General features: G+C 70.3%; 14 protein-coding genes. 10 read left to right on the forward strand and 4 right to left on the reverse strand.

From position 1 onward, the window contains the following. Positions 1 to 34 precede the first annotated feature (34 nt). A complete protein-coding gene (locus ACZ5CR_RS18920) occupies positions 35 to 688 on the forward strand; it encodes a phosphatase PAP2 family protein (RefSeq protein ID WP_468858872.1) in 654 nt (217 codons plus the stop codon). A 92-nt stretch (positions 689 to 780) separates the two neighbouring features. Here ACZ5CR_RS18920 and ACZ5CR_RS18925 read toward each other — a convergent pair whose 3' ends face one another. Both ACZ5CR_RS18925 and ACZ5CR_RS18930 read right to left on the reverse strand, forming a co-directional pair. Further along, positions 781 to 1,434 carry a response regulator transcription factor gene (locus tag ACZ5CR_RS18925; RefSeq protein ID WP_389901618.1) on the reverse strand — a complete coding sequence of 218 codons (654 nt, stop codon included), beginning with the start codon at positions 1,432 to 1,434 and terminating at the stop codon, positions 781 to 783. Positions 1,435 to 1,510: 76 nt separating this feature from the next. Beyond that, positions 1,511 to 3,154, reverse strand: a complete 1,644-nt coding sequence (locus tag ACZ5CR_RS18930; protein WP_468858876.1) for a sensor histidine kinase — start codon at positions 3,152 to 3,154, stop codon at positions 1,511 to 1,513. Between the two features lie 324 nt (positions 3,155 to 3,478). Here ACZ5CR_RS18930 and ACZ5CR_RS18935 point away from each other — a divergent pair, with 324 nt between their 5' ends. The 5 genes from ACZ5CR_RS18935 (at position 3,479) to cseC (ending at position 8,216) form a co-directional block, all read left to right on the forward strand. Continuing rightward, a complete protein-coding gene (locus ACZ5CR_RS18935) occupies positions 3,479 to 4,411 on the forward strand; it encodes an HhH-GPD family protein (RefSeq protein ID WP_468858879.1) in 933 nt (310 codons plus the stop codon). 281 nt (positions 4,412 to 4,692) lie between these two features. Further along, complete coding sequence (locus tag ACZ5CR_RS18940) at positions 4,693 to 5,241, forward strand: SigE family RNA polymerase sigma factor (protein ID WP_389901622.1); 549 nt, start codon at positions 4,693 to 4,695, stop codon at positions 5,239 to 5,241. Between the two features lie 20 nt (positions 5,242 to 5,261). Continuing rightward, entirely contained in the window at positions 5,262 to 5,882 is a 621-nt protein-coding gene (locus ACZ5CR_RS18945; protein ID WP_389901624.1) for a hypothetical protein, read from the forward strand. Between the two features lie 9 nt (positions 5,883 to 5,891). Next, the gene (cseB, locus tag ACZ5CR_RS18950; protein ID WP_468858882.1) at positions 5,892 to 6,605 is read left to right on the forward strand and encodes a two-component system response regulator CseB; all 714 of its coding nucleotides are present in this window, start codon (positions 5,892 to 5,894) and stop codon (positions 6,603 to 6,605) included. Between the two features lie 186 nt (positions 6,606 to 6,791). Beyond that, positions 6,792 to 8,216, forward strand: a complete 1,425-nt coding sequence (gene cseC, locus ACZ5CR_RS18955; protein ID WP_468859209.1) for a two-component system sensor histidine kinase CseC — start codon at positions 6,792 to 6,794, stop codon at positions 8,214 to 8,216. Positions 8,217 to 8,368: 152 nt separating this feature from the next. Here cseC and ACZ5CR_RS18960 read toward each other — a convergent pair whose 3' ends face one another. Further along, positions 8,369 to 9,979, reverse strand: a complete 1,611-nt coding sequence (locus tag ACZ5CR_RS18960; RefSeq protein WP_468859211.1) for an MDR family MFS transporter — start codon at positions 9,977 to 9,979, stop codon at positions 8,369 to 8,371. 319 nt (positions 9,980 to 10,298) lie between these two features. On the opposite strand from ACZ5CR_RS18960, the gene ACZ5CR_RS18965 reads away from it, so the two are divergent. Beyond that, on the forward strand, positions 10,299 to 10,910 hold the full coding sequence (locus tag ACZ5CR_RS18965) for a TetR/AcrR family transcriptional regulator (protein WP_468858884.1): 612 nt from the start codon (positions 10,299 to 10,301) through the stop codon (positions 10,908 to 10,910). 54 nt (positions 10,911 to 10,964) lie between these two features. Here the strand turns inward: ACZ5CR_RS18965 and ACZ5CR_RS18970 are convergent, their stop codons facing one another. Beyond that, the gene (locus ACZ5CR_RS18970; protein ID WP_468858886.1) at positions 10,965 to 11,627 is read right to left on the reverse strand and encodes a M23 family metallopeptidase; all 663 of its coding nucleotides are present in this window, start codon (positions 11,625 to 11,627) and stop codon (positions 10,965 to 10,967) included. A 473-nt stretch (positions 11,628 to 12,100) separates the two neighbouring features. On the opposite strand from ACZ5CR_RS18970, the gene ACZ5CR_RS18975 reads away from it, so the two are divergent. The 3 genes from ACZ5CR_RS18975 (at position 12,101) to ACZ5CR_RS18985 (ending at position 21,170) form a co-directional block, all read left to right on the forward strand. Next, on the forward strand, positions 12,101 to 15,322 hold the full coding sequence (locus tag ACZ5CR_RS18975; RefSeq protein WP_468858889.1) for an NACHT domain-containing protein: 3,222 nt from the start codon (positions 12,101 to 12,103) through the stop codon (positions 15,320 to 15,322). Positions 15,323 to 15,340: 18 nt separating this feature from the next. After that, positions 15,341 to 18,421, forward strand: coding sequence for an NACHT domain-containing protein (locus tag ACZ5CR_RS18980; protein WP_468858892.1), 3,081 nt, complete (start codon positions 15,341 to 15,343; stop codon positions 18,419 to 18,421). A gap of 184 nt (positions 18,422 to 18,605) precedes the next feature. Further along, a complete protein-coding gene (locus tag ACZ5CR_RS18985; RefSeq protein WP_468858894.1) occupies positions 18,606 to 21,170 on the forward strand; it encodes an NACHT domain-containing protein in 2,565 nt (854 codons plus the stop codon). The last annotated feature ends 7 nt before the right edge of the window (positions 21,171 to 21,177 follow it).

The following is a 21,177-nucleotide window of genomic DNA, read 5'->3' on the forward strand; positions in this document are numbered from 1 at the left end:
GACGATTCGGACCTACTCCGTACCGTCCGTAATCATGGACACCATGGACGACGATCTCTATCGCGATGTCACCGACTTCGCCCACGACACCCCTACCTGGTTCCAGCATCTCGCCGAGGTGTGGACGGAGCTCGGGCTGCTGCTCTTCGGCGTGCTCTTCATCGTCGCCTGGTGGCGGGCACGGAGCGGTGACCCCCGCGCCCTCGCGATAGCTGTTCTCGCGCCCCTCGCCACGGCGGTGGCCTACGTGTGCAGCGAGGTGCTCAAGTCCGCGATCACCGAGGAACGCCCGTGCCGTGCCGTCTCCGGGGCGCTCAACTCGATCGTCGAGTGCCCGGCGTACGGCGACTGGTCCTTCCCCAGCAACCACTCGACGATCGCGGGCGCCGCTGCCGTCGGGCTCGCCCTTGCCTGGCCGCGGATCGCGGCCCTCACCCTGCCGATGGCCGTGCTCATGGCGTTCTCGCGGGTCTTCGTGGGCGTGCACTATCCGCATGACGTGGCGGTGGGTCTGCTCCTCGGAGCCGCGCTCGCCTTCCTCCTCGTCCGCCTCGCGACCCGCCCGGTGGCACGGGTCGCCGAGACGATGCGCGGGTCGTCGACGGGCGTCGTCAGGTGGTTCGCGGGCCCGGGCGGCCCGACGCCGAACGCGACGTCGCACCGGCGGCCCACGTCGCACCGCCGCTGAGACGTCCGAGTCGGTGAGGTGCCCGAGATGGTGAGGTGTCCGAGTCGGTGAGGTGCCCGAGATGGTGAGGTGTCCGAACTCTTGAGGCGGCGTCAGAGCCGCACAAGTCCCGCCTCGTAGGCGACGATCGCCGCCTGGACGCGGTTCTTGACCCCGAGCCGGTCGAGGACCGCGCTCACATACGCCTTGACCGTGCCTTCCACCAGATGGAGCCGGGCGGCGATCTCCGGGTTGGAGAGCCCCTCCCCGACGAGCCCGAGCACTTCGCGCTCGCGCGGGGTGAGGGCCGCGGTCCTGGCGCGGGCGTCGGCGCCACGGCCCATACGCTGTGCGCCGTATCCGTCGATGACGTGGCGGGCCACCTTGGGCGAGAGGAAGGCGGCGCCACCGGCCACCGCGCGCACACCCGCGATGAGTTCGTGCGGGTCGCCCGACTTCAGCAGGAACCCGGTGGCTCCGCCGCTCAGCGCCCGCGCCACGTACGCGTCCTCGGAGAAGGTCGTCAGCATCGCGACCGCGGTGCCGGGCACCGTCCGTACGATCTCCTCCCCCGCTGCCAAGCCGTCGAGCCCCGGCATGCGGATGTCGAGCAGCACGACGTCCGGCCGGTGGGCCTGCGCGAGCGCGACCGCCTCTCTGCCGTCACCGGCCTCCGCGACGACCTCGATGTCATCGCCCGCGCCGAGGATCGCGCGGACGCCGGCGCGGATCATCGCCTCGTCGTCGGCCAGCAGTACGCGGATCACCGCACCCACTCCTTCACACCTCGCTCCTCACTCCGCATTCCTCACTCCGCATTCCTCGCTCCTCGCTCCTCGCTCCTCACTCCTTCACGTGCTCCCGCACTTCGCCGACGGCTCCGGCCCCGACCCCGGCCTTGGGGATCACGCTCTTCTCCACGAGGGCCCCGTCGTCGAAACAGACCCTGAAGTGCTCGACCGTGACGAAGAGTTCGCCGCTGGCGCGGTAGTAGCGGCAGTCGGCGCCCTCGGGAGGCGGGGTCGGGGCGCGCTCGTCGGGCGGATCGGACGCGTCTCTGTCGGGCAGCAGCCGTACGGCGTCGGCCTGGGCCTGGCCGACCGTGAGGCGGGCGAAGTCGGCCGGTTCGAGTACGGCGTGCGATCGCGAGTACGCGTACCAGGCGAAGGCGCCGCCCACGAGAAGTACTCCGGTGGCCAGGGCGGCTCCGAAGGCCAGCACGGTGCGGCGTCTCGCGTACGCGGGACCGGTGAGGACCGCGGCGGTGGGTGTCACCGGGAGCGGTGCCTCGCCCTCTGTGGGGAGCCGTGCGACGACCCGGAATCCGTCGCCGTGCGGCCCTGCGTCGAAGGTGCCGCCGAGGTCTTCGACCCTGGCCCGCAGGCCTACGAGGCCGGAGCCGACGCCCGGCCCCGAACCCGGCTCCTTGGCGGGCCCGTTGGTGACGACCACGGCCGCCGTCCGCACCTCGACGGTCACGGAGGCGCCGGGGGCGTGCTTGGCGGCGTTGGTGAGGGCTTCCTGGACGATGCGGTGGACGGTTCGGTCGGTCTCTTCTGTGCGGTGTGGCTCGTCTCTCGGGGGCGGCTCTTCTGTGCGGTGTGGCTCGCCTCTCGGGGGCGGCTCTTCTGTCTGAGGTGATTCCGTACGGTGCTCATCCGCGTCCCCGGCCACGTACCGGACCGGCAGGCCCGAGTCGGCGGCCCGCTCCACCAGGGCCCGTACGCTTTCGCCCGCCGGGGCCAGCGGCGCGACCTCGTCCCCCTCTTCCCTCAGCAGCCCGATGATCTCGTGCAGCCGGTCCGTGGCGTCCGACGCGGCCACGCGCAGATCGGCGGCGGCGCCTCGGTGCCGTTCCGGCAGGTCGGCGGCGACTTGGAGTGCGCCGGCCCGTACCGCGATGAGGCTCAGCTCGTGCCCCAGGGAGTCATGCATGTCCTGGGCGATCCGGGCCCGTTCCCGCAGCCTGGCCCGGTCGGCGACGATGCGCTGCTCGCGCTCGAGCTGGCCTGCGCGGGCCCATCCCGCGGCGGCGAGTTCCCGGCCCTGCCGGAGGTAGCGCCCCGCGAGCCATGGGAAGACGGCGCCGAAGAGCAGGGTGCCCATGAGGACGAGCCACTCCACGACGGGGTCGACCCCGCGTACGACGATCTTTGCTGTGCCCAGCAGGGCGATGGCCCCGAAGAGGAGGAGCGCGGGCCGGACGCGGGTGGCTTTGCGGCCCATGAGCAGGGCGAACACCGCGAGGGCTGTGCCGTACGAGAGCGTGAACAGGGAGGGCGCCGCTGCGAGCTCCAGGCCTGCTGCCGCTGCGAAGCCCGCCTGGGGCCAGCGGCGCCAGGCGGCTGCGGCGAGGCCCAGTACCGCGATGCCCGCTGCCTGTTGCCAGGCCGGGCGGGGCTCGTTCAGGCCCATCCTGTCCACTGTCAGCGCGGGGATGGCCAGCGCTGCCCAGAGGAGGGCGTCCGCCCGGCGTCTGCTTCTCACCTGCGTGACGCTACTTCCCGGGGCCCTGTGGGCGCCCCTGCCGATCGTCAGGTCCTCGGGCCTCGGGGCTGGGGGCTGGGGGCTGGGGGCTCGGGGCTCGGGGCTCGGGGCTCGGGACGAGGGGCTCGGCGCTTGACGGGCATGGCTCCCCCTCCCACCTGCCCGATCACCACGCATCACCCCGTATCCCCCCGCATCGCCACGCATCGCCACGCATCACCCCGCATCCCCCCTCACCGAACAGACCTCTCCACCCGCCCGATCGCCACGCAACCGCCCCGCCTGTCCCGCCCCCCGCCGCCCCCATGGCAGGATCGTCCTGCCATGACTGCGCCCACGAAGCCCATGCCGCCCATGCCGATGTCAGACACCCCCGAGCCCGTCCCCGAGGCCCTGCACGGTCCCGTCATCGCCTGGTTCGACGCGAACGCGCGCGATCTGCCCTGGCGTCGGCCCGACGCCGGGCCCTGGGGAGTGATGGTCAGCGAGTTCATGCTGCAGCAGACGCCGGTCAGCCGCGTCCTGCCGGTGTACGAGCAGTGGATCGCCCGCTGGCCCCGCCCCGCCGACCTCGCCAAGGAGGCCCCTGGCGAAGCCGTCCGCGCCTGGGGACGCCTGGGCTATCCGCGCCGCGCGCTCCGGCTGCACGGCGCCGCCGTCGCCATAACGGAACGGCACGGCGGCGACGTACCGGCGAAGCACGCACAGCTGCTCGCGCTGCCCGGCATCGGTGAGTACACCGCCGCGGCCGTCGCCTCCTTCGCGTACGGGCAGCGGCACGCCGTCCTCGACACGAACGTGCGCCGCGTCTTCGCCCGCGCCGTCACCGGCGTCCAGTACCCGCCCAACGCCACCACCGCCGCCGAGCGCAAGCTCGCCCGCGCCCTCCTGCCCGACGACGAGCGCACGGCGTCCCGCTGGGCCGCCGCCTCCATGGAGCTCGGTGCTCTCGTCTGCACCGCCAAGAACGAGAACTGCGCCCGCTGCCCCATCGCCGAGCAGTGCGCGTGGCAGGCGGCGGGCAAACCGGCGCACCAGGGTCCGGCCCGCCGGGGTCAGACATACGCGGGCACGGACCGCCAGGTCCGCGGCAAGCTGCTCGCGGTGCTTCGGGAGGCCGTGGCTCCCGTTCCGCAGGCGGCCCTCGACCGGGTGTGGGACGAGCCCGTGCAGCGGGCCCGCGCGCTGGACGGGCTTGTCGCCGACGGCCTCGTCGAGCCACTCGCCGGGAACCTCTACCGCCTGCCCCTCACCTGAGGAAGCAACGGAAAAGCAGCTGAGAAGCGGCTGAAGCGACTCAAGCAGTTCCCGCAGCTCCCGCAGCTCCCGCTCCCGCAGCTCCCGAAGCTGACAAACCGTCCGATGAACAGCCTCGCTTTACGCCCCGCCTACATCTGTTACACAACCGACGGAAGGCCGTGCGCCCTCCGCTGGCTGCTCCGCACAGCCTCGTGACAAGCCGTCCGTAGCTTCATTGCTGTACCGCACAGGCAAGGACAGCGGTCGAAGCAGACGGTGGGAACGAGAGGTGGTCAGAGATGGCGCACGGCGAGGTGCTCGAGTTCGAAGAGTACGTCCGCACACGGCAGGACGCCCTGCTGCGCAGTGCCCGGCGCCTGGTCCCCGACCCCGTCGACGCCCAGGACCTGCTTCAGACCGCGCTCGTGCGGACGTACGGCCGCTGGGACGGCATAGCCGACAAGCGGCTCGCGGACGCCTACCTGCGCCGCGTCATGATCAACACGCGTACGGAGTGGTGGCGGGCCCGCAAGCTCGAAGAGGTCCCCACCGAGCAGCTGCCCGACGCGAGCGTGGAAGACTCCACCGAACAGCATGCGGACCGCGCCCTCCTGATGGACATCATGAAGGTGCTCGCACCCAAGCAGCGCAGCGTCGTCGTGCTGCGACACTGGGAGCAGATGTCCACAGAGGAGACCGCCGCGGCACTCGGCATGTCGGCGGGAACGGTCAAGAGCACACTGCACCGGGCGCTCGCCCGGCTCCGCCAGGAGCTGGAGAGCCGGGACCACGAGAGGCCCGCCACCGGCGCGCTCGAACGTGAGGAGCGGGAGCGTTGCGCGGCCTAAGCACTCGGGCTGGCAGGACCATGAGGGCGGGGAGTGCGGCAGGGGCCGCGCTCGCCGCCATAGGCCTTTCGCTCACCGCCTGCTCGACCGGCGGCTCCGGCGCCCGCGACGAGGGTCCCGGCAACAGGGGCGAGGCGGTGATGTCCCCGTCGCCGTCCCCCTCGCCTTCGGAGACGTCCGCGCCCTCGCCGCCCTCCACACGTGAGGCGGTGAGACTCATAGAGGACGACCCGAAGGTCAGCCAGGCGGTCAAGCGGGATCTGAAGCCCTGCGTCGCCGATGAGTACCCGGTGGACGTCTCATACGGCAACCTGACCTCAGGCTCCGCACCCGATGTCGTCATCAACATCATGACCTGCGGCGATGCGGTCGGTACCAGCTCTTTTGTGTATCGCACCGAGGGCAAGAAGTACGAGAATGTCTTCCAGGACGAGGAGCCGCCCGTCTACGCGGAGATCGACCGGGGCAATCTGGTCGTCACCAAGCAGCTGTACGAGAAGGGCGATCCGGTGTCGTATCCATCCGGCGAGGACGTCATCACGTACGAGTGGGCCGCGAACCATTTCCGGGAGACGGACCGCATCCGCAACCGCTACAGCAGCGCGGCGGGCGGCGATACTCCCGCCCCGACGGAGAACTGAGAGCACCCGATGGCAGAGCACACCCATGTCCTGTTCGTCGAGGACGACGACGTCATCCGCGAGGCGACGCAGCTCGCGCTCGAACGGGACGGCTTCGTCGTCACGGCGATGCCCGACGGCCTGCTCGGCCTTGAGGCGTTCCGTGCCGACCGCCCGGACATCGCCCTGCTCGACGTGATGGTGCCGGGCCTGGACGGCGTCTCGCTATGCCGCCGCATCCGCGACGAGTCCACGGTCCCGGTGATCATGCTCTCGGCGCGTGCGGACTCCATCGACGTCGTACTGGGCCTCGAGGCGGGGGCCGACGACTACGTGACGAAGCCGTTCGACGGCGCCGTCCTGGTCGCCAGGATCCGCGCCGTGCTGCGCCGCTTCGGGCACGCGAGCGGGCCCGACTCGGCGGGGCCCACCGCCGGTGAGGGCGGTTCGCTGGACGGCGGCGTGCTGCACTTCGGCGATCTGGAGATCGACACGGAGGGCATGGAGGTCCGCAGGGACGGTGCTCCGGTGGGGCTGACGCCGACCGAGATGCGTCTGCTGCTCGAATTCTCGTCCGCGCCCGGCACGGTCCTCTCCCGCGACAAGCTCCTTGAGCGCGTGTGGGACTACGGCTGGGGCGGTGACACCCGCGTCGTCGACGTCCATGTGCAGCGACTGCGTACGAAGGTGGGCCAGGACCGGATCGAGACGGTCCGCGGCTTCGGCTACAAGCTCAAGGCATGAGTCGACGGACAGGCCGACGGACAAGCAGGCGGACAAGCCGAGGGATGAGCCGACGGATGAGCCGAGGGACGAGCCGACGGCATGGCTGAACTCAACGGCGCGGCCGACGTGGCGGCCGATGTGAACGGCGCGGCGGGTCTCGACGACCAGGCGCATCACGACGACAAGGCGCATTCCGGGGGACATATGAGCAGCAGGGCGGTGGCCGCGCTGCGCGCCCGCCTGCGCACACGCCTTGGCATCCGGCTGCGCACACGCCTCGGCACCCGCCTGCGCATCGGCGTGCGCTGGAAGATCAGCGCGGCGATCGCGCTGGTCGGCGCCCTTGTCGCGGTGGCGTTGAGCCTGGTCGTGCACAACGCGGCGCGCGTCTCGATGCTCGACAACGCGCGTGACGTGCAGGACGAGCGGATCCTGTACGCCCAGCGGATCTACGAGACGTCCGGGCGCACGTCGCAGTTCGGCATGAAGATCGACGACCCGGCGATGCCGAAGGAACTCCTCTCGAAGGTGCTCGCCGGACGCCGCGCTACGTACGTGGCGGACGACGGGGGCGGCGTACCGGACATCTGGGCCGCGGTACCGCTGAGCGACGGCCACATCCTGTCGCTGCACACCCGCTTCACCGACCGCAGCGCCACCGTCATGCGGGACCTCGACCAGGCCCTGGTCATCGGCTCCATCTCGGTGGTCTTCGGCGGCTGCGCGCTCGGCGTGCTCATCGGCGGCCAGCTCTCGCGGCGTCTGCGCAAGGCGGCGACCGCGGCGCAGGAGGTCGCCCAGGGGCAGACAGACGTCAGCGTACGAGACGCCATCGGCGGTGTCGTACGCGATGAGACCGACGATCTGGCGCGCTCGGTGGACGCGATGGCCGACACGCTCAAGCAGCGGCTCGAAGCCGAGCGGCGGGTGACGGCGGACATCGCGCACGAGCTGCGTACGCCGGTGACGGGTCTGCTCACGGCGGCCGAACTCCTTCCGCCGGGCCGCCCGACCGAGCTGGTCAGGGACCGGGCGCAGGCGATGCGCACGCTCGTCGAGGACGTACTGGAAGTGGCCCGTCTGGACAGCGCGGCCGAGCGGGCCGAGTTGCAGGACCTGATGCTCGGCGAGTTCGTGACGCGCCGGATCGCGGTCCTCAACTCGGACGTGCGGGTGACGGTGGTGCACGAGTCGGAGGTCACCACCGATCCGCGCCGCCTGGAGCGCATCCTGGGCAACCTCCTCGCCAACGCGGCCAAGCACGGGAAGCCGCCGGTCGAGGTCAGCGTCGAGGGGCGCGTGGTGCGGGTCCGCGATCATGGGCCCGGTTTCCCCACGGGTCTTCTGGAGGAGGGCCCGAGCCGTTTCCGTACCGGCAGCACGGACCGTGCGGGCGTCGGTCACGGCCTGGGTCTGACGATCGCGGCGGGCCAGGCGCGGGTCCTGGGCGCGCGGCTCACGTTCCGCAACGTGACCCCCGCGGGCGCGGGCCCCGACGACCCGGCGGAGGGCGCGGTGGCCGTCCTCTGGCTCCCGGAACACGCCCCGACGAACACGGGCAGCTACCCGATGCTGCAACTCTCGGACAAGTACAAGCCGGACAAGTACAGGCCGGACAAGTACAAGTAGCGCGCGATGCCGCCGCCGCTGCTGCTGGCTGCCACTGCTGTGCCCCGGATGCCGGGCACGGATGAACAGGATGGACAGGCGGTACGCGCACAGCAACGGGCCCCGCACCAGAAGGTGCGGGGCCCGTTCAGCCGAGGGAGTGGGACCGCAGGTCAGACGGACTCTGCCACCGCTTCCCGCGTCCCGGGCGCGGCGTCCCCAGCCGCACCCCCGGCCGGCTTCTCGGCCCCGGAGCCCTCAGGCTCGGAGTCCTTCGCCTCGGAGTCCCCAGAGCTCTTGGGCTCGGAGTCCTTGGGCTCGGAGTCCTTGGGCCCGGCCCCCCGCAGGGGAACCTCCTTGACGAACAGTGCGGCGATCAACGCCGCGACCCCGATGACCGCGCCGAGCAGGAACGCGGAGTGCGTACCGGCCGACACCGCGTGCTGATACGCGTCCCGCACCGGCGCCGCCAGCTTCCGCAGGCTGTCCGCGTCCAGCTGCGCGGACTGCTCGGTGACCTTGCCGCCCAGCTGCCCGGCGCGCTCGGACATCGTGTGCTCGACCCGGTTGTTGAAGAGCGCGCCCATGATCGCGACGCCGAACGAGGAGCCGAGCGTACGGAAGAGCGTGGCCGAGGACGACGCGACGCCCATGTCCTTCATCTCGACGCTGTTCTGCGCGACCAGCATGGTGATCTGCATCAGGCAGCCCATGCCCGCGCCGAGCACCGCCATGTAGACGCCCGCCATGAACCGCGTGGTGTCGGTGTCCATCGTGGACAGCAGGAACAGACCGAGGACCATCAGTACGGTGCCGGCGATCGGGAAGATCTTGTACTTGCCGGTGGAGGTGGTGAACCGGCCCGAGAAGAACGAGACGACCATCATCGAGAGCAGCATCGGCAGGAGCAGCAGGCCGGAGTTGGTGGCCGAGGCACCCTGCACCGCCTGCTGGTAGAGCGGCAGGAACAGCATCGCGCCGAACATCACGAAGCCGGTGAGGAAGCCGACCACCGACATCAGGGTGAAGTTGAGGTTGCGGAAGATGTGCAGCGGCAGAATCGGTTCCGCGGCCTTCTTCTGCACGATGACGAAGCTGATGAGCGCGACGACGCCGATCGCGATGAGCTCCATGATCACGGTCGAGGTCCAGGCGTACTCGGTGCCGCCCCAGGTGGTGACGAGGACCAGCGAGCTGATGCCGATGGTGAGCAGCGCCGCACCGAGGTAGTCGATGCGCCCCTTCGACTTCTTCTTCGGCAGGTGCAGCACGGCGGTCACCATCGCGAGGGCGACGATGCCGAGCGGCAGGTTGATGTAGAAGGCCCAGCGCCAGCCGAGGTGGTCGGTGATGGTGCCGCCGACGAGCGGTCCGCCGATCATGGCGACCGCCATGACGCCGGTCATCATGCCCATGTACTTGCCGCGCTCCCGCGGCGTGACGAGCTCACCGATGATCGCCATGACGCCGACCATCAGACCGCCGGCGCCGAGTCCCTGTACGGCACGGAAGCCGATCAGCTGGCCCATGTCCTGCGCCATGCCGCTGAGCACCGAACCGAGCAGGAAGATGACTATGGAGGTGAGGAAGACGCCCTTGCGTCCGTACATGTCGCCGAGCTTGCCCCAGATGGGGGTCGAGGCAGCCGTCGCCAGCATGTACGCGGTGACGACCCACGACAGGTGTTCCATGCCGCCGAGGTCACCGACGATCGTCGGCATCGCGGGGCTCACGATCATGTTGTCGAGCATCGCGAGCAGGATCGTGACCATCAGCGCCATCATCACGACGCGCACGCTGCGCGGCTGCGGCGCGTCCTTGGCCTGCCCCTGCGACGCCACCGGTCCCTGCGACTCCACCGGTCCCTGCGACTTCACAGGTCCCTGCGGCTTCACCGGCTCCTGCGGCTTCACCCGCTCCTCCGTCTGTTTCTTGATCTCCGCCATGTTCCCCACTCCCCGGTTCACCCGACTGCCTTCCGCCACTTACTTGCCGACCGGCAAGGTGACTACACTGAGGGAAACTAGACCCCTAACTAGCCGGGCGTCAAGTAAGTAAAATCGGGTCCAAGGATTCGAGTCGAGGGAGCCGAGGAGCACCAAGATGGTCACGGGCACAGGCGCGGGCACGGGTACGAACACGGGCAGCGGCAAGCAGCAGCGCCGCGGGGACACCCGCCAGCGCATCCAGGACGTGGCCCTCGAACTCTTCGCCGAGCACGGCTACGAGAAGACGTCACTGCGCGAGATCGCGGAACGTCTGGAGGTCACGAAGGCGGCCCTCTACTACCACTTCAAGACCAAGGAAGACATCCTCACCAGCATCTTCGAGGACCTGACCAGGCCCATCGACGAGCTGGTGGAGTGGGGCAAGGACCAGCCGCGCACGCTGGAGATCAAGCGGACGATCCTGACCCGTTACAGCGAGATCCTGAAGGACGCGTCCCCGCTCTTCCGCTTCATGCAGGAGAACCAGGCGACGATGCGGGACCTGAAGACGGGCGAGACCTTCAAGGACCGCATGCTCAGCCTGCTCGACATCCTCAAGGAGCCGGGTGCGCCGATGACGACCCAGGTGCGCTGCTTCAGCGCACTGTTCACGATGCACGGCGGGATGTTCGCGCTCAAGGACGTCGAAGGCGACCCCGAGGAGAAGCGCAAGGCCATCCTGGAGGTCGCCATCGAACTGGTGACACGGGCACACGAGGGCCCCTGAGGGGCTACCGGGCCAGAACCGGTCAGAAGCAGGTCATACCCTGCCAGAACCGGATCAGACGTTGACGCCGTTGGAGCGCAGGAACGCGACCGGGTCGACCGCCGAGCCGTAGTTCGGCGTCGTACGGATCTCGAAGTGCAGGTGCGGGCCGCTGGAGTTGCCGGTGTTGCCGGAGGCGGCGATGTGCTGGCCGGTGCCGACGGTCTGGCCGACGCGCACGTCGATCTTCGACAGGTGCGCGTACTGCGAGAACGTGCCGTTGTCGTGCTTGATCACGATGGCGTTGCCGTACGCGGGACCGTCCCCGGCGCCGTTGCCGCCGGCCTTCACGACGGTGCCGTTGTGCACGGCCTCGACGGAGGTGCCGATCGACACCGCGAAGTCCTGGCCGGAGTGCTTGCTGGACCACATGTTGCCGCCGAGCCCGAAGGACGCGGAGAGCGTGTACTTGTCGACCGGGTCCTGCCAGGCGACGGCCTTCTTCGCGGCGGCCTGCTTGGCCTTGCCCGCGGCCTTGGCCTGCGCGTCGGCCTGCGCGGAGATCGAACCGGCAGAGACGCCGGGCAGCGCGCCGCCCTTGGCGTTGTCGGCGGCGGCCGCGACCCCGGACCCGAGAACGGCCGAGGCGCCGAGCCCGACGGTGGCGACGGTGACGACGGCCGTCCGCGTGCGGAGCAGGGACAGACCGGACTGGTTGGACGTGGCGCGCTTCGACATGCGGATGGCCTCCGGGATGGGGAGCGTGTGGCATGCGGCGCATGCCGGGACACAGGGCGCCCGGCACAGCCGGGCATAAAGGGACCCGGCATACGCAGCTCTGCGTCCCGCCGGGTTGGCCATCCCTTGGTAACCCGCACCCCGGCACCCACCCAAACCCCCCATCTACTACCGAAAGCCGTAGCCATCCACCCGACTTTCTCCTCCTTGACACCCCCAAATTAAGACAATTCCCCCTTCAACTAGTTGCCGGATTTACCCGTCAAGGTCGGGTTTAACCCCACTTCGGAACGGCCCTCCGAGCCAGCACCGGCCCTCGCCGGGACCCGGCCGCCCCGACGAGGCGAACGTCCCGGAGCCCGCGGTCCGAAGGTCCTCCCCCTCACCCTGAACAGTCCCACTATTCCGCCTAGTACCGGACATAACGCCTGTGCGTCATGTCACCGGCCCCCGAGATCCACACCCTCCGGAATGTGACCGGCACTACGCTGCGGCGCATGGATCCCGCGGTCATAGGCGCCCGGCTCGCCTCGGGCGTCGTAGCCCCTCTGATCAAGAAGTTGTTCGTACGGGAGGGTCCGGGCGCGGGACTGGTGGACAGGCCGGTACGGCTGTCGGGGCTCGTGTCCTTCCGGGGTGAGAAGCGGACTCTCGGCGAGAAGGACTTCCGCAAGCTGGCGGCCGAGCTGACGCGGCACGCGGCCCATGAGGCCCGCGAGCGGTCTGTGGACGGCATCGAGCTGGAAGCCCTCACCGACGCCCTGGAACGAACGCTCTACGCACTCGCGGACCTGGACCTCAGCGATGTCGAGGCGGTCCGCCTCGGCCAGGGACCGCTGGCGACCAAGCTCTTCGAGCAGGCGGGCGGCACCGAGCGGCTCGTAGGGCACCTGAACCAGGAAACGGCGTCCCTCTACATCCAGCTCCTGGACAGCGCCTGCCTCCACATCCTGCACTTCCTCACGCAGCGCTCCACCTTCATCGCCCGCTCCCTGGTCGAGCAGAGCCGACAGCTGGACGAGCTGATCACCCGTACCGACGTCCTCATCCAGCGCCTCACCTCCCAGTCCGCGCAGGACGCGGGTTTCGAGGCGCGCTACGGGACGTACGTCGCGAAGAGGCACAGCCGTCTCACGATCTACGGCGTAGACCTCGACGAGTGCCGCGACTGGCCCCTCGACGCGGCCTATCTGAGCCTGCGGGCATCCCGGAGCGCGGACCATCGGCCCGACGGCGCCTTCGGGCCGGGGAGCCACGAGGGGGTGCCCCTGTCCGAGCGCTGGGCACCCGCCCTCTCCCACCCCGTCGAGGGAGTGTTCGCGGGCACCGAACGCGTCCTGCTGCGTGGCGCCGCCGGTTCCGGCAAGACCACGCTGGTGCAGTGGCTCGCGGTCACCACCGCCCGCCAGGACCGACTGACGGGCGACCTCGCCCACCTCATCGGACGCGTGCCGTACGTCCTCCCCCTGCGCACCCTCACCCGCGGCGGCGCCTCCTTACCCACCCCCGGAGACTTCCTGAGCGCGGTCGGCAACCCGCTCGCCGGCGCCCAGCCCCCCGGCTGGACGGACCGCGTCCTGTCAGCGGGCCGGGGACTCCTCCTGATCGACGGCATGGACGAGGTCCCGGACCAGGAACGCGAACGCACCCGGCGCTGGCTCTCCGACCTCCTGACCGCCTACCCCGGAAACCTGTGGCTCGTCACCTCGCGCCCGTCGGCCGTACGCGAGGACTGGCTCGGCGCACAGGACTTCACCGACCTCACGCTCTCCCGGATGAGCCGCGAGAACATCACGGTCTTCATCCGGCGCTGGCACGAGGCGGCCGGAGCCGACACGGCCATGGGCGAGACACTCCTGAACGCCGTACGCACCAAACAGGACCTCGGCCGACTCGCCACCAACCCCCTGATGTGCGCCCTCATCTGCGCCCTGCACCGCGAGCGCCGCGGATTCCTCCCACGCGGCAGAAAAGCGCTCTACGACGCGGCGCTCTCCATGCTCCTGGAACGCCGCGACCGCGAACGCGACATGGCCGTGGAGCTGGACGAGGAGTCCCAGATCGAGCTCCTCCAGAAGCTCGCCTACTGGCTCATCCGCAACGGCCGCGCGGAGATGGACCACACGGACGCCGTGCACCAGCTGGAGCGGCTGCTGCCGTCCATGCCGTATGTGGCAGAGCAGGGCACGGCCGGTGACATCCTGCGCCATCTGCTCGTACGGTCGGGCCTGCTGCGCGAACCGGCGCCGGGAGCCGTCGACTTCGTGCACCGCACCTTCCAGGACTACCTGGGCGCGCGGGCGGCGGTGGAGGAGCGCGACTTCGACCTGCTGCTGCGGCACGCGCATCTGGACCAGTGGGAGGACGTCGTCCGCATGGCGATCGCGCACGCCCGCCCGGACGAGCGGGTGGGGCTGCTGCGGGGCGTCATGAAACGCGGGGACGACGAGCCCGAGCACCGCGTACGGCTGCATCTGCTGGCCATGGCCTGCTTGGAGCACGCGGCCAAGCTGGACCCCGAGGTACGGGGGGAGGTGGAGCGGCGGGCGGGGGAGCTGATTCCGCCGCGGAGCTATCCCGAAGCGCGCGAGCTGGCCGAACTCGGCCCCATCGTCCTTGAGTTGCTGCCGGGGCCCGAGAGCGTGCCGAACGACATGGAGGCCGGCTACGTGGTCACCACGGCGGGCCGGATCGGCGGGGACGCGGCGCTGGCTTGTCTGGTGAAGTACAGGGACCGCGCCTGCCCTTCCGTACGCGCCCAACTCGGTTCCCACTGGCACCGGTTCGACACGGAGACCTACGCGCGGGAGATCATCGGTCACCTCTGCCAGAAGACCCCCACGACGATCGTCGTCCATGACACGGCCGAACTCTCCGCGCTCAGCCGCATGGGCGGCCACAGCCGCGTCGACCTCATGGGCGACTTCACGGCGAGGCAGATCACGGAGGCCCTGGGCGGAGTCCAGTTGGAGCAGCTCACCCTGACCGACAACGCTGTGATCGACGGCCTGGAGTTCGTCGGCCGATTCAGGAAGCTGAAGTTCCTCAGCCTGCGGTCGTGCTCCGGCATCGACTCCCTCGCACCGGTGGCCGGGCTCCCCCTGAACCATCTGGTCCTCTTCGAACTCCCGCAACTGCGAGACCTCAGCCCTCTGAGAGAGTTCGATCAGCTCCTCATGGTCAGCGCGCGAGCGGAATCAGAGTGGCCGATCCTCGATCTGCTACCGCGCGAAGCCCCACTGGAATGCGTCTTCCCGCCCAGGAACACCGTCGGACTCACCGGTCTCAGGAAGTTCAAGTCAACCCTGGGCCAGCTCGGCCTGGAGCTGGAGGCCCCGATCTCCGAGGAGGACTGGCGGGCGGTCGCGGACCTGAACCACCTGACCTATCTGAGCCTGAGCCCGCGGGAGACGGCGGACCTGGCGGCCTCCGGAGTCCAGCTGGACACGGTGAGCGAGGTCTCGGTCATGACCCGCCGCGCCGACTGCGACCTGCGGCACGTGGTCACGGCATTCCCCGCGATGACCGGCCTGCACGTGTACGAGCCGCAGTCCCTCGACCTCGCCCCGCTGCGTACGCACACCCGCCTTGAACGGGTGACGGTGACGCAGGCCCACACCGCACCCGACGCCGCCCAACTGCCCGACTCCATCACACTGACGGTCAACGGCCGCCCCGTTGCCCGGACCACATGAGCCATTACGCTCACGCCCATGGACCCCATCGCCATACGACTCGCGTCGGGCGTCGTCACCCCCCTGGTCAAGCGGCTGTTCGTACGTGAGGGACCCGGCGCCGACCTGGTGGCGAACCCCGTTCGCCTGTCGGGCCTGGTCTCCTTCCGTGGCGAGAAGAGGAAGCTGACCGACAAGGATCTGGCGAGGCTCGCGGCGGAACTGGTGCGCCAGGCGGTACGGGCCTCCGGCGAGCGCGCCGTCCCCGCCGACGAGGAGCAGGCCGTCACCGACGCCCTGGCCCGCACCCTGCACGCCCTGGGCGACCTCACCCTCACGGACGTCCAGGCGGTCGAGCTCGGCCACAACGCCCTGGCGCTGCGCCTGCGCCGGACGAGCGGCAACCCGGACCGTCACCTGTCGGCGGACGCGACGTACTTCTACGACAGTCTGCTCGACACGACATGCCTGCACATCCTGCACTTCTTCACGCAGCGGTCCGCCTTCGTGGCCCGCTCGGCGGTGGAGCAGAGCCGGAAGCAGGCTGAACTCATCGCCAAAATAGATGAGTTGATAGCACGCAACCCGCTCCCCGGTGCGGAGGACGTGGCGTTCGAGCAGCGGTATCTCGCGTACGTCGCGAAGAAGCACGGGAAGCTGACGATCTTCGGGATCGACCTGACCCGTACGCCGGGAAAGTGGCCGCTGGACGCCGCGTACATGTCGCTGGAGGCGACGGACCGGACGCACACCTATTCGACGTCCGGCGATGTCCGACGTGACCCCTGGGGTACGCCGATCGCCCCCACGCCCCGCCCCGCCGACCAGTCACTGGCCGAGCACGACCGGGTGCTCCTGCGCGGCGAGGCGGGCTCCGGCAAGACGACCCTCGTCCAGTGGCTCGCGGTCAGCGCCGCGAGCCCCGCCCCGGACGACGACCGCATGACATACCTCTACGACCGCATCCCCTACGTGCTCCCCCTCCGCACCCTCACCCGCCACGGAGAGCGCCTCCCCGCCCCGGCGGACTTCCTCTCGGCAGTCGGCTCCCCGCTGGCGGGCACGCAGCCCAAGGGCTGGGAGTCCCGCGTACTGGCGGCGGGCCGCGCCCTGGTCCTGGTGGACGGCATCGACGAGATCCCCGACACCGAGCGCTCCCGCACCCGCGCCTGGCTGAGCGACCTGATCGACGCCTGTCCCGGCAACCGCTGGCTGGTCACGTCCCGGCCCTCGGCCGTACGCGAGGACTGGCTCGCCGAGGAGGACTTCACCGAGCTCACGCTCTCCCCGATGAGCCGGGCGGACGCGGCGGCGTTCATCAGCCGCTGGCACGTGGCCGCACGCACGGGTGCGGCGGACGAGGACGCGGCGCTCACCTCGTACGAGAGCCAGCTCCTCGACGCCGTACACGCGAAGCCCGACCTCGGTCTCCTGGCCACCAATCCCCTGATGTGCGGCCTGATCTGCGCGCTGCACCGTGACCGCAGAGGCTTCCTCCCCCTCGGCCGCAAAGACCTCTACACGGCGGCCCTGTCCATGCTCCTCATCCGCCGTGACCGCGAGCGCGACCTGGACGTACCCGACCTGCGGGAGGAGCCGCAGCTGCAACTCCTCCAGCGGCTCGCCTACTGGCTGATCCGCAACGGCCGTACGACCATGGACCGTTCGCGAGCGGAAGCGATCATCGCCGACGCGCTCCCCTCCGTCCCGGAGGTGGCGGCGCTCGGCGACGCGAAGACGGTCTTCGAGCACTTCCTCCACCGCAGTGGTCTGCTCCGCGAGCCGGGCCCGGGTGCGGTCGACTTCATCCACCGCACGTTCCAGGACTTCCTGGGGGCGCGGGCGGCGGTCGACGAAGGCGACTTCGGCGTACTGGCACGCCATGCAGCGGACGATCAGTGGGAGGACGTCATCCGCATGGCGGTGGCCCACGCACGCCCCCGCGAACGGACGGAATTCTTCAGCGAGCTACTGACTTTCGGGGACAACCACGCCGAGGAACAGGCGCGGGTTCGCGTGCACTTGCTCGCGGCGGCCTGCCTGGAGCATGCGGCCGAGCTGGCGCCGGAGGTGCGGGAGCAGGTGGAGCTACGGGTGGCCGCGGTGATTCCGCCGCGCGGCCCGGAGGCCGCCCGCGAGCTCGCGGCGGTCGGCCCCATGGTCCTTGACCTGCTGCCGGGCCCGGACGGACTCGACGAGCAGGAGGCCGGTCACGTGGCCATCACCGCGACGAGCATCCCGTCGGACGCGGCGATCCCCTTCCTCGCGCGCTTCGCGCGCCATCCCGCGCTCGCCGTGCACAGCCAGCTCATGTGGGGGTGGAGCCGCTACGACTGCCGCAGGTACGCGGAAGCGGTCATCACCCAACTCGACGACGGGGAAACACACTTCACCCTCCGCAGTGCGGACCAGGTCATGGAGCTGGAGCGGCTGGGGATCCGCCCGAAGCTCCTGGACATCCGCGAGACCGTGTCCCCCGCAGCCGCCTCCCGCCTGATCGCGGCGTGCACCCCTACGTTCCTGAACCTGAAGGTGCCCCCCGGCCGGCTCTCCCCCGAGGCGCTCCACGGGCTGCGCGACCTGGACGAGCTTCGCCTCGTCGGCATCGGAGAACCCTGGAGCCTCGACACGGTCCCCGCCGAGGCGCCGCTGCGTACGCTGGGAGTATCCGACTCCGTACCCGCCGGGGACGACCTGCGGAGCCTGGACAGGTGGCAGGAGTTGGAGTGGGTCCTCTTCGGCGAGAACGACCATCCCGGCTCACCCGCAGCCTGGCACGCCCTCACGCGCCTCCCCCGTCTCGCCCGTCTCGACCTGACATCCCGCTACCTCGACCACGCTCCGGCCGGGATGACCTTCTCCGGCGTGACGGAGCTGTCCCTGTCGCACGAGGGCATCGACTGGATGACGGCGGTATCTCACGTCACGAGACTCTTCCCGAACCTCACGCACCTCTCCGTGCACCGGCTCTCCGTGCCCCGGCTCTCCGTCCGGGTGAAAGTCAGCGTCGCCCCCTTGGCGCGCCTCTCCGCCCTGAGCCACCTGACGATCGACACCCACCAGGTGTCCGACCTCGACACCCTCCCCTCCCACATCGAGATACACGCCCCCTCCGCGTGATCGCCGACGTGACGTCGGCTGAGGGGATCGCAGGAAAGTCCCGCGACACGCCGTGGGAGGGCGGGGTGGGGTGGGATTTTGTTGCAGGGTTCCCCTCGCCCCATCCCCGGCGTCCGGGCGGGAGTTGACCTACCCTTGGCTCTCCACGGCACGCGCACTCCCATCGCAGGGACCCCCTATGTCCATGGAGCCCGTTGTCCGCATCCCCTCGACCCTCGCAGCGCCTCTGGTACAACGGCTCATCCGGCTGCCTCCCCCGCTGCCGCCCGCCGCGCCCGACCTGATCGCCGCCCTCACCACCTGGCGCGGCGCGGACGCCCCGGCGACGCCGGACGACGTGCACCGCACGGCCGCCGACCTCGTCCATCTCGCCGCCGAGTCGCACTCCGCCCCTGCGGTCGAACTCGAGTCCGTGGTCGTCGTGTTGACACGTACGCTGCTCGCCATCGGGGAGCTGGACCTCACGGACGTGGACGCCGTGCGCCTGGGGCCGCAGGACTACGCACGGCGTCTGCGCGGCGCCGTGCAGGGCGCCGACCGCTCCCTCTCCCCCGGCGCCGCGTCGTTCCATGACGAGCTGCTCGTGGCCGTGTGTCTGCACGTCCTGTACCACTTCGTCCGGCGCTCCCCGCACATCCAGCGGCACATGGCCGAGCGGGCCAGCCGCATCCGCCAGCTCATCGACCTGAACGACGCGGAGGCCGCGGCCCGCCAGCCCGAACGGCCGCAGGAGGACAGGGACTTCGAGGCCGCGTACGCCGAAGAGGTCGTACGGCAGCACGGCTGGCTGACCATCGTCGGCGTGGACCTCGCCAACGCGCCGGACCGCTGGCCCCTGGAGGACACCTATCTCAGCCTGGAGGCCGAGGAGAGCAGCGGCAGCGGCGTACCGGGCGAGCCGCAGACCGTGCTGCTCGCCGACCGGGCCCTGGAGGGACACGAGAGGGTGCTGCTTCGCGGCGTCGCGGGCTCGGGTAAGACCACCCTCATCCAGTGGCTCGCGGTGGCGGCGGCGCGCGAGGGCGTCCGCGTGCCCTTCGTCCTGCCCGTACGCCGCTTCGCCCGGGAGGGCTTCCCCGCCCCGGACGACTTCCTGCACGCCATCCGGCACCCGCTCGCCGACCAGGCGCCCGAGGGCTGGGTCGTGCGTACGCTCCTCGCGGGCCGCGCCATGCTCCTGGTCGACGGGATCGACGAGGCCCCGGAGGCGACCCGCGGCGAACTGCGCAACCAGCTGCGTCGGCTGCTGCGCATCTACTCCGGGAACGGGTGTCTGGTCACCTCCCGGCCCTCCGCCGTCGAGGACGGCTGGCTCGCCCAGGAGCGTCTCGCCGAGGAGGGCTTCAAGGAGCTTTCGCTCGCGCCGATGTCACGCGACCAGGTCACCCGCTTCATCCGTGACTGGCACGCGGCGGCGATGAGCGACGAGCAGTGCAAGGAGCAGGCGGAGCGCGACAAGCTCAAGGAGTACGAACAGCGGCTCCTGCACTCCGTGCGGATCTTCCGCGAGTTGCGCCAGCTCGCCACCAACCCCCTGATGTGCGGCCTGATATGCGCCCTCAACCGCGACCGCTCGGGCTCACTGCCCAAAGGCCGCAAGGAGTTGTACGACGCCGCCCTGGAGATGCTCCTCCAGCGCCGCGATCCCGAGCGCGATGTTCTGTACGCGGATGATGTCCGGCTCCAGCAGGGGGCTCGGGAGCTCCTCCTGCGCAAGCTGGCCCACGCCATGGTGGAGGAGGGCGTCTCGGAGCTGCCGCGTGGGCGCGTGGTCGCCATCCTGGACGGCGCGCTGCCCGCCATTCCCTCCGCGCGTGCCGAGGGCGACGGCGAGAAGATCTTCCGTCATCTGCTGCACCGCACGGGGTTGCTGCGCGAACAGGCCGGTCTCTCGGTGGACTTCATCCACCGCACCTTCCAGGACTATCTGGCCGCCAAGGAGATCGTGGCCCGCGGGCAGTTGCGCACCCTCGTCGAGCACGCGCACCAGGCCGAGTGGGAGGAGGTCATCCGCATGGCCGCCGCCCACGCCCGGCCCGAGGAGTGCGCCGACTTCCTGGAACGGCTCCTGGCCGCCGCCCCGAACCTGCGCCGCCCGCACATCAACCACCGGCGCCTGATGGCCGCGGCCTGCCTGGAGCACGTCACCGAGCTCGATCCGGCGGTGCAGCAGCTCGTGCACGACCGCACCAAGAACCTCGTACGCCCCACGACCGAACTGGCCGCCCGCAGCCTCGGCTGGGTCGGCCCCATCGTCCTGGAGCAGCTGCCGGACCCCGAGCAGGTGCCGAGCGACCAGCACGCGCTCCTCCTGGCGATCACGGCGACCCGCGTCGCGGACGACGCCGCCATCGACTACCTCGCCCGACTGCGCCACCGCTCGGCGCTGTCCATCCGGGTCGAGCTGGTCCGCCCGTGGCGGCACTTCGACACGGAGCGGTACGCGCGCGAGATCATCGCCCATCTCGATCCGGTCGGCCTGTACTACCCCGTCGCCGACACCGCCGAGCTCGCGGCCCTTCGGCACCTCGGCGGGCGGCCGTGGATCCAGGTCGTCGGCGTCATGCCCACCGAGGAACTCCTCGACGGCCTGGAGCACGAGCAGCTCACCCATCTGTGGATCACCGCCGAGCTGGCCGACACGGACATGTCCTGGCTCTCGCGCTTCCCGAACCTGAGCGTGCTCCGGGTCAACCCCCGGCTGCCCCGCGTACGGAACGTACCGGAGGGCATCACGATCACGTCGTAGTGCCCCT

This window comes from Streptomyces sp. NPDC031274, from assembly GCF_055570235.1.

Excerpts from the sequence above, each read along its gene's own strand:
- ACZ5CR_RS18960 (WP_468859211.1), bottom strand. The coding sequence starts at position 9,979 with ATGATGGCGCTGATGGTCACGATCCTGCTCGCGATGCTCGACAACATG.
- ACZ5CR_RS18940 (WP_389901622.1), top strand. The coding sequence starts at position 4,693 with ATGGCGCACGGCGAGGTGCTCGAGTTCGAAGAGTACGTCCGCACACGG.
- cseC (WP_468859209.1), top strand. The coding sequence starts at position 6,792 with ATGAGCAGCAGGGCGGTGGCCGCGCTGCGCGCCCGCCTGCGCACACGC.
- ACZ5CR_RS18970 (WP_468858886.1), bottom strand. The coding sequence starts at position 11,627 with ATGTCGAAGCGCGCCACGTCCAACCAGTCCGGTCTGTCCCTGCTCCGC.
- ACZ5CR_RS18920 (WP_468858872.1), top strand. The coding sequence starts at position 35 with ATGGACACCATGGACGACGATCTCTATCGCGATGTCACCGACTTCGCC.
- ACZ5CR_RS18935 (WP_468858879.1), top strand. The coding sequence starts at position 3,479 with ATGACTGCGCCCACGAAGCCCATGCCGCCCATGCCGATGTCAGACACC.
- cseB (WP_468858882.1), top strand. The coding sequence starts at position 5,892 with ATGGCAGAGCACACCCATGTCCTGTTCGTCGAGGACGACGACGTCATC.
- ACZ5CR_RS18965 (WP_468858884.1), top strand. The coding sequence starts at position 10,299 with ATGGTCACGGGCACAGGCGCGGGCACGGGTACGAACACGGGCAGCGGC.
- ACZ5CR_RS18985 (WP_468858894.1), top strand. The coding sequence starts at position 18,606 with ATGGAGCCCGTTGTCCGCATCCCCTCGACCCTCGCAGCGCCTCTGGTA.
- ACZ5CR_RS18945 (WP_389901624.1), top strand. The coding sequence starts at position 5,262 with ATGAGGGCGGGGAGTGCGGCAGGGGCCGCGCTCGCCGCCATAGGCCTT.
- ACZ5CR_RS18980 (WP_468858892.1), top strand. The coding sequence starts at position 15,341 with ATGGACCCCATCGCCATACGACTCGCGTCGGGCGTCGTCACCCCCCTG.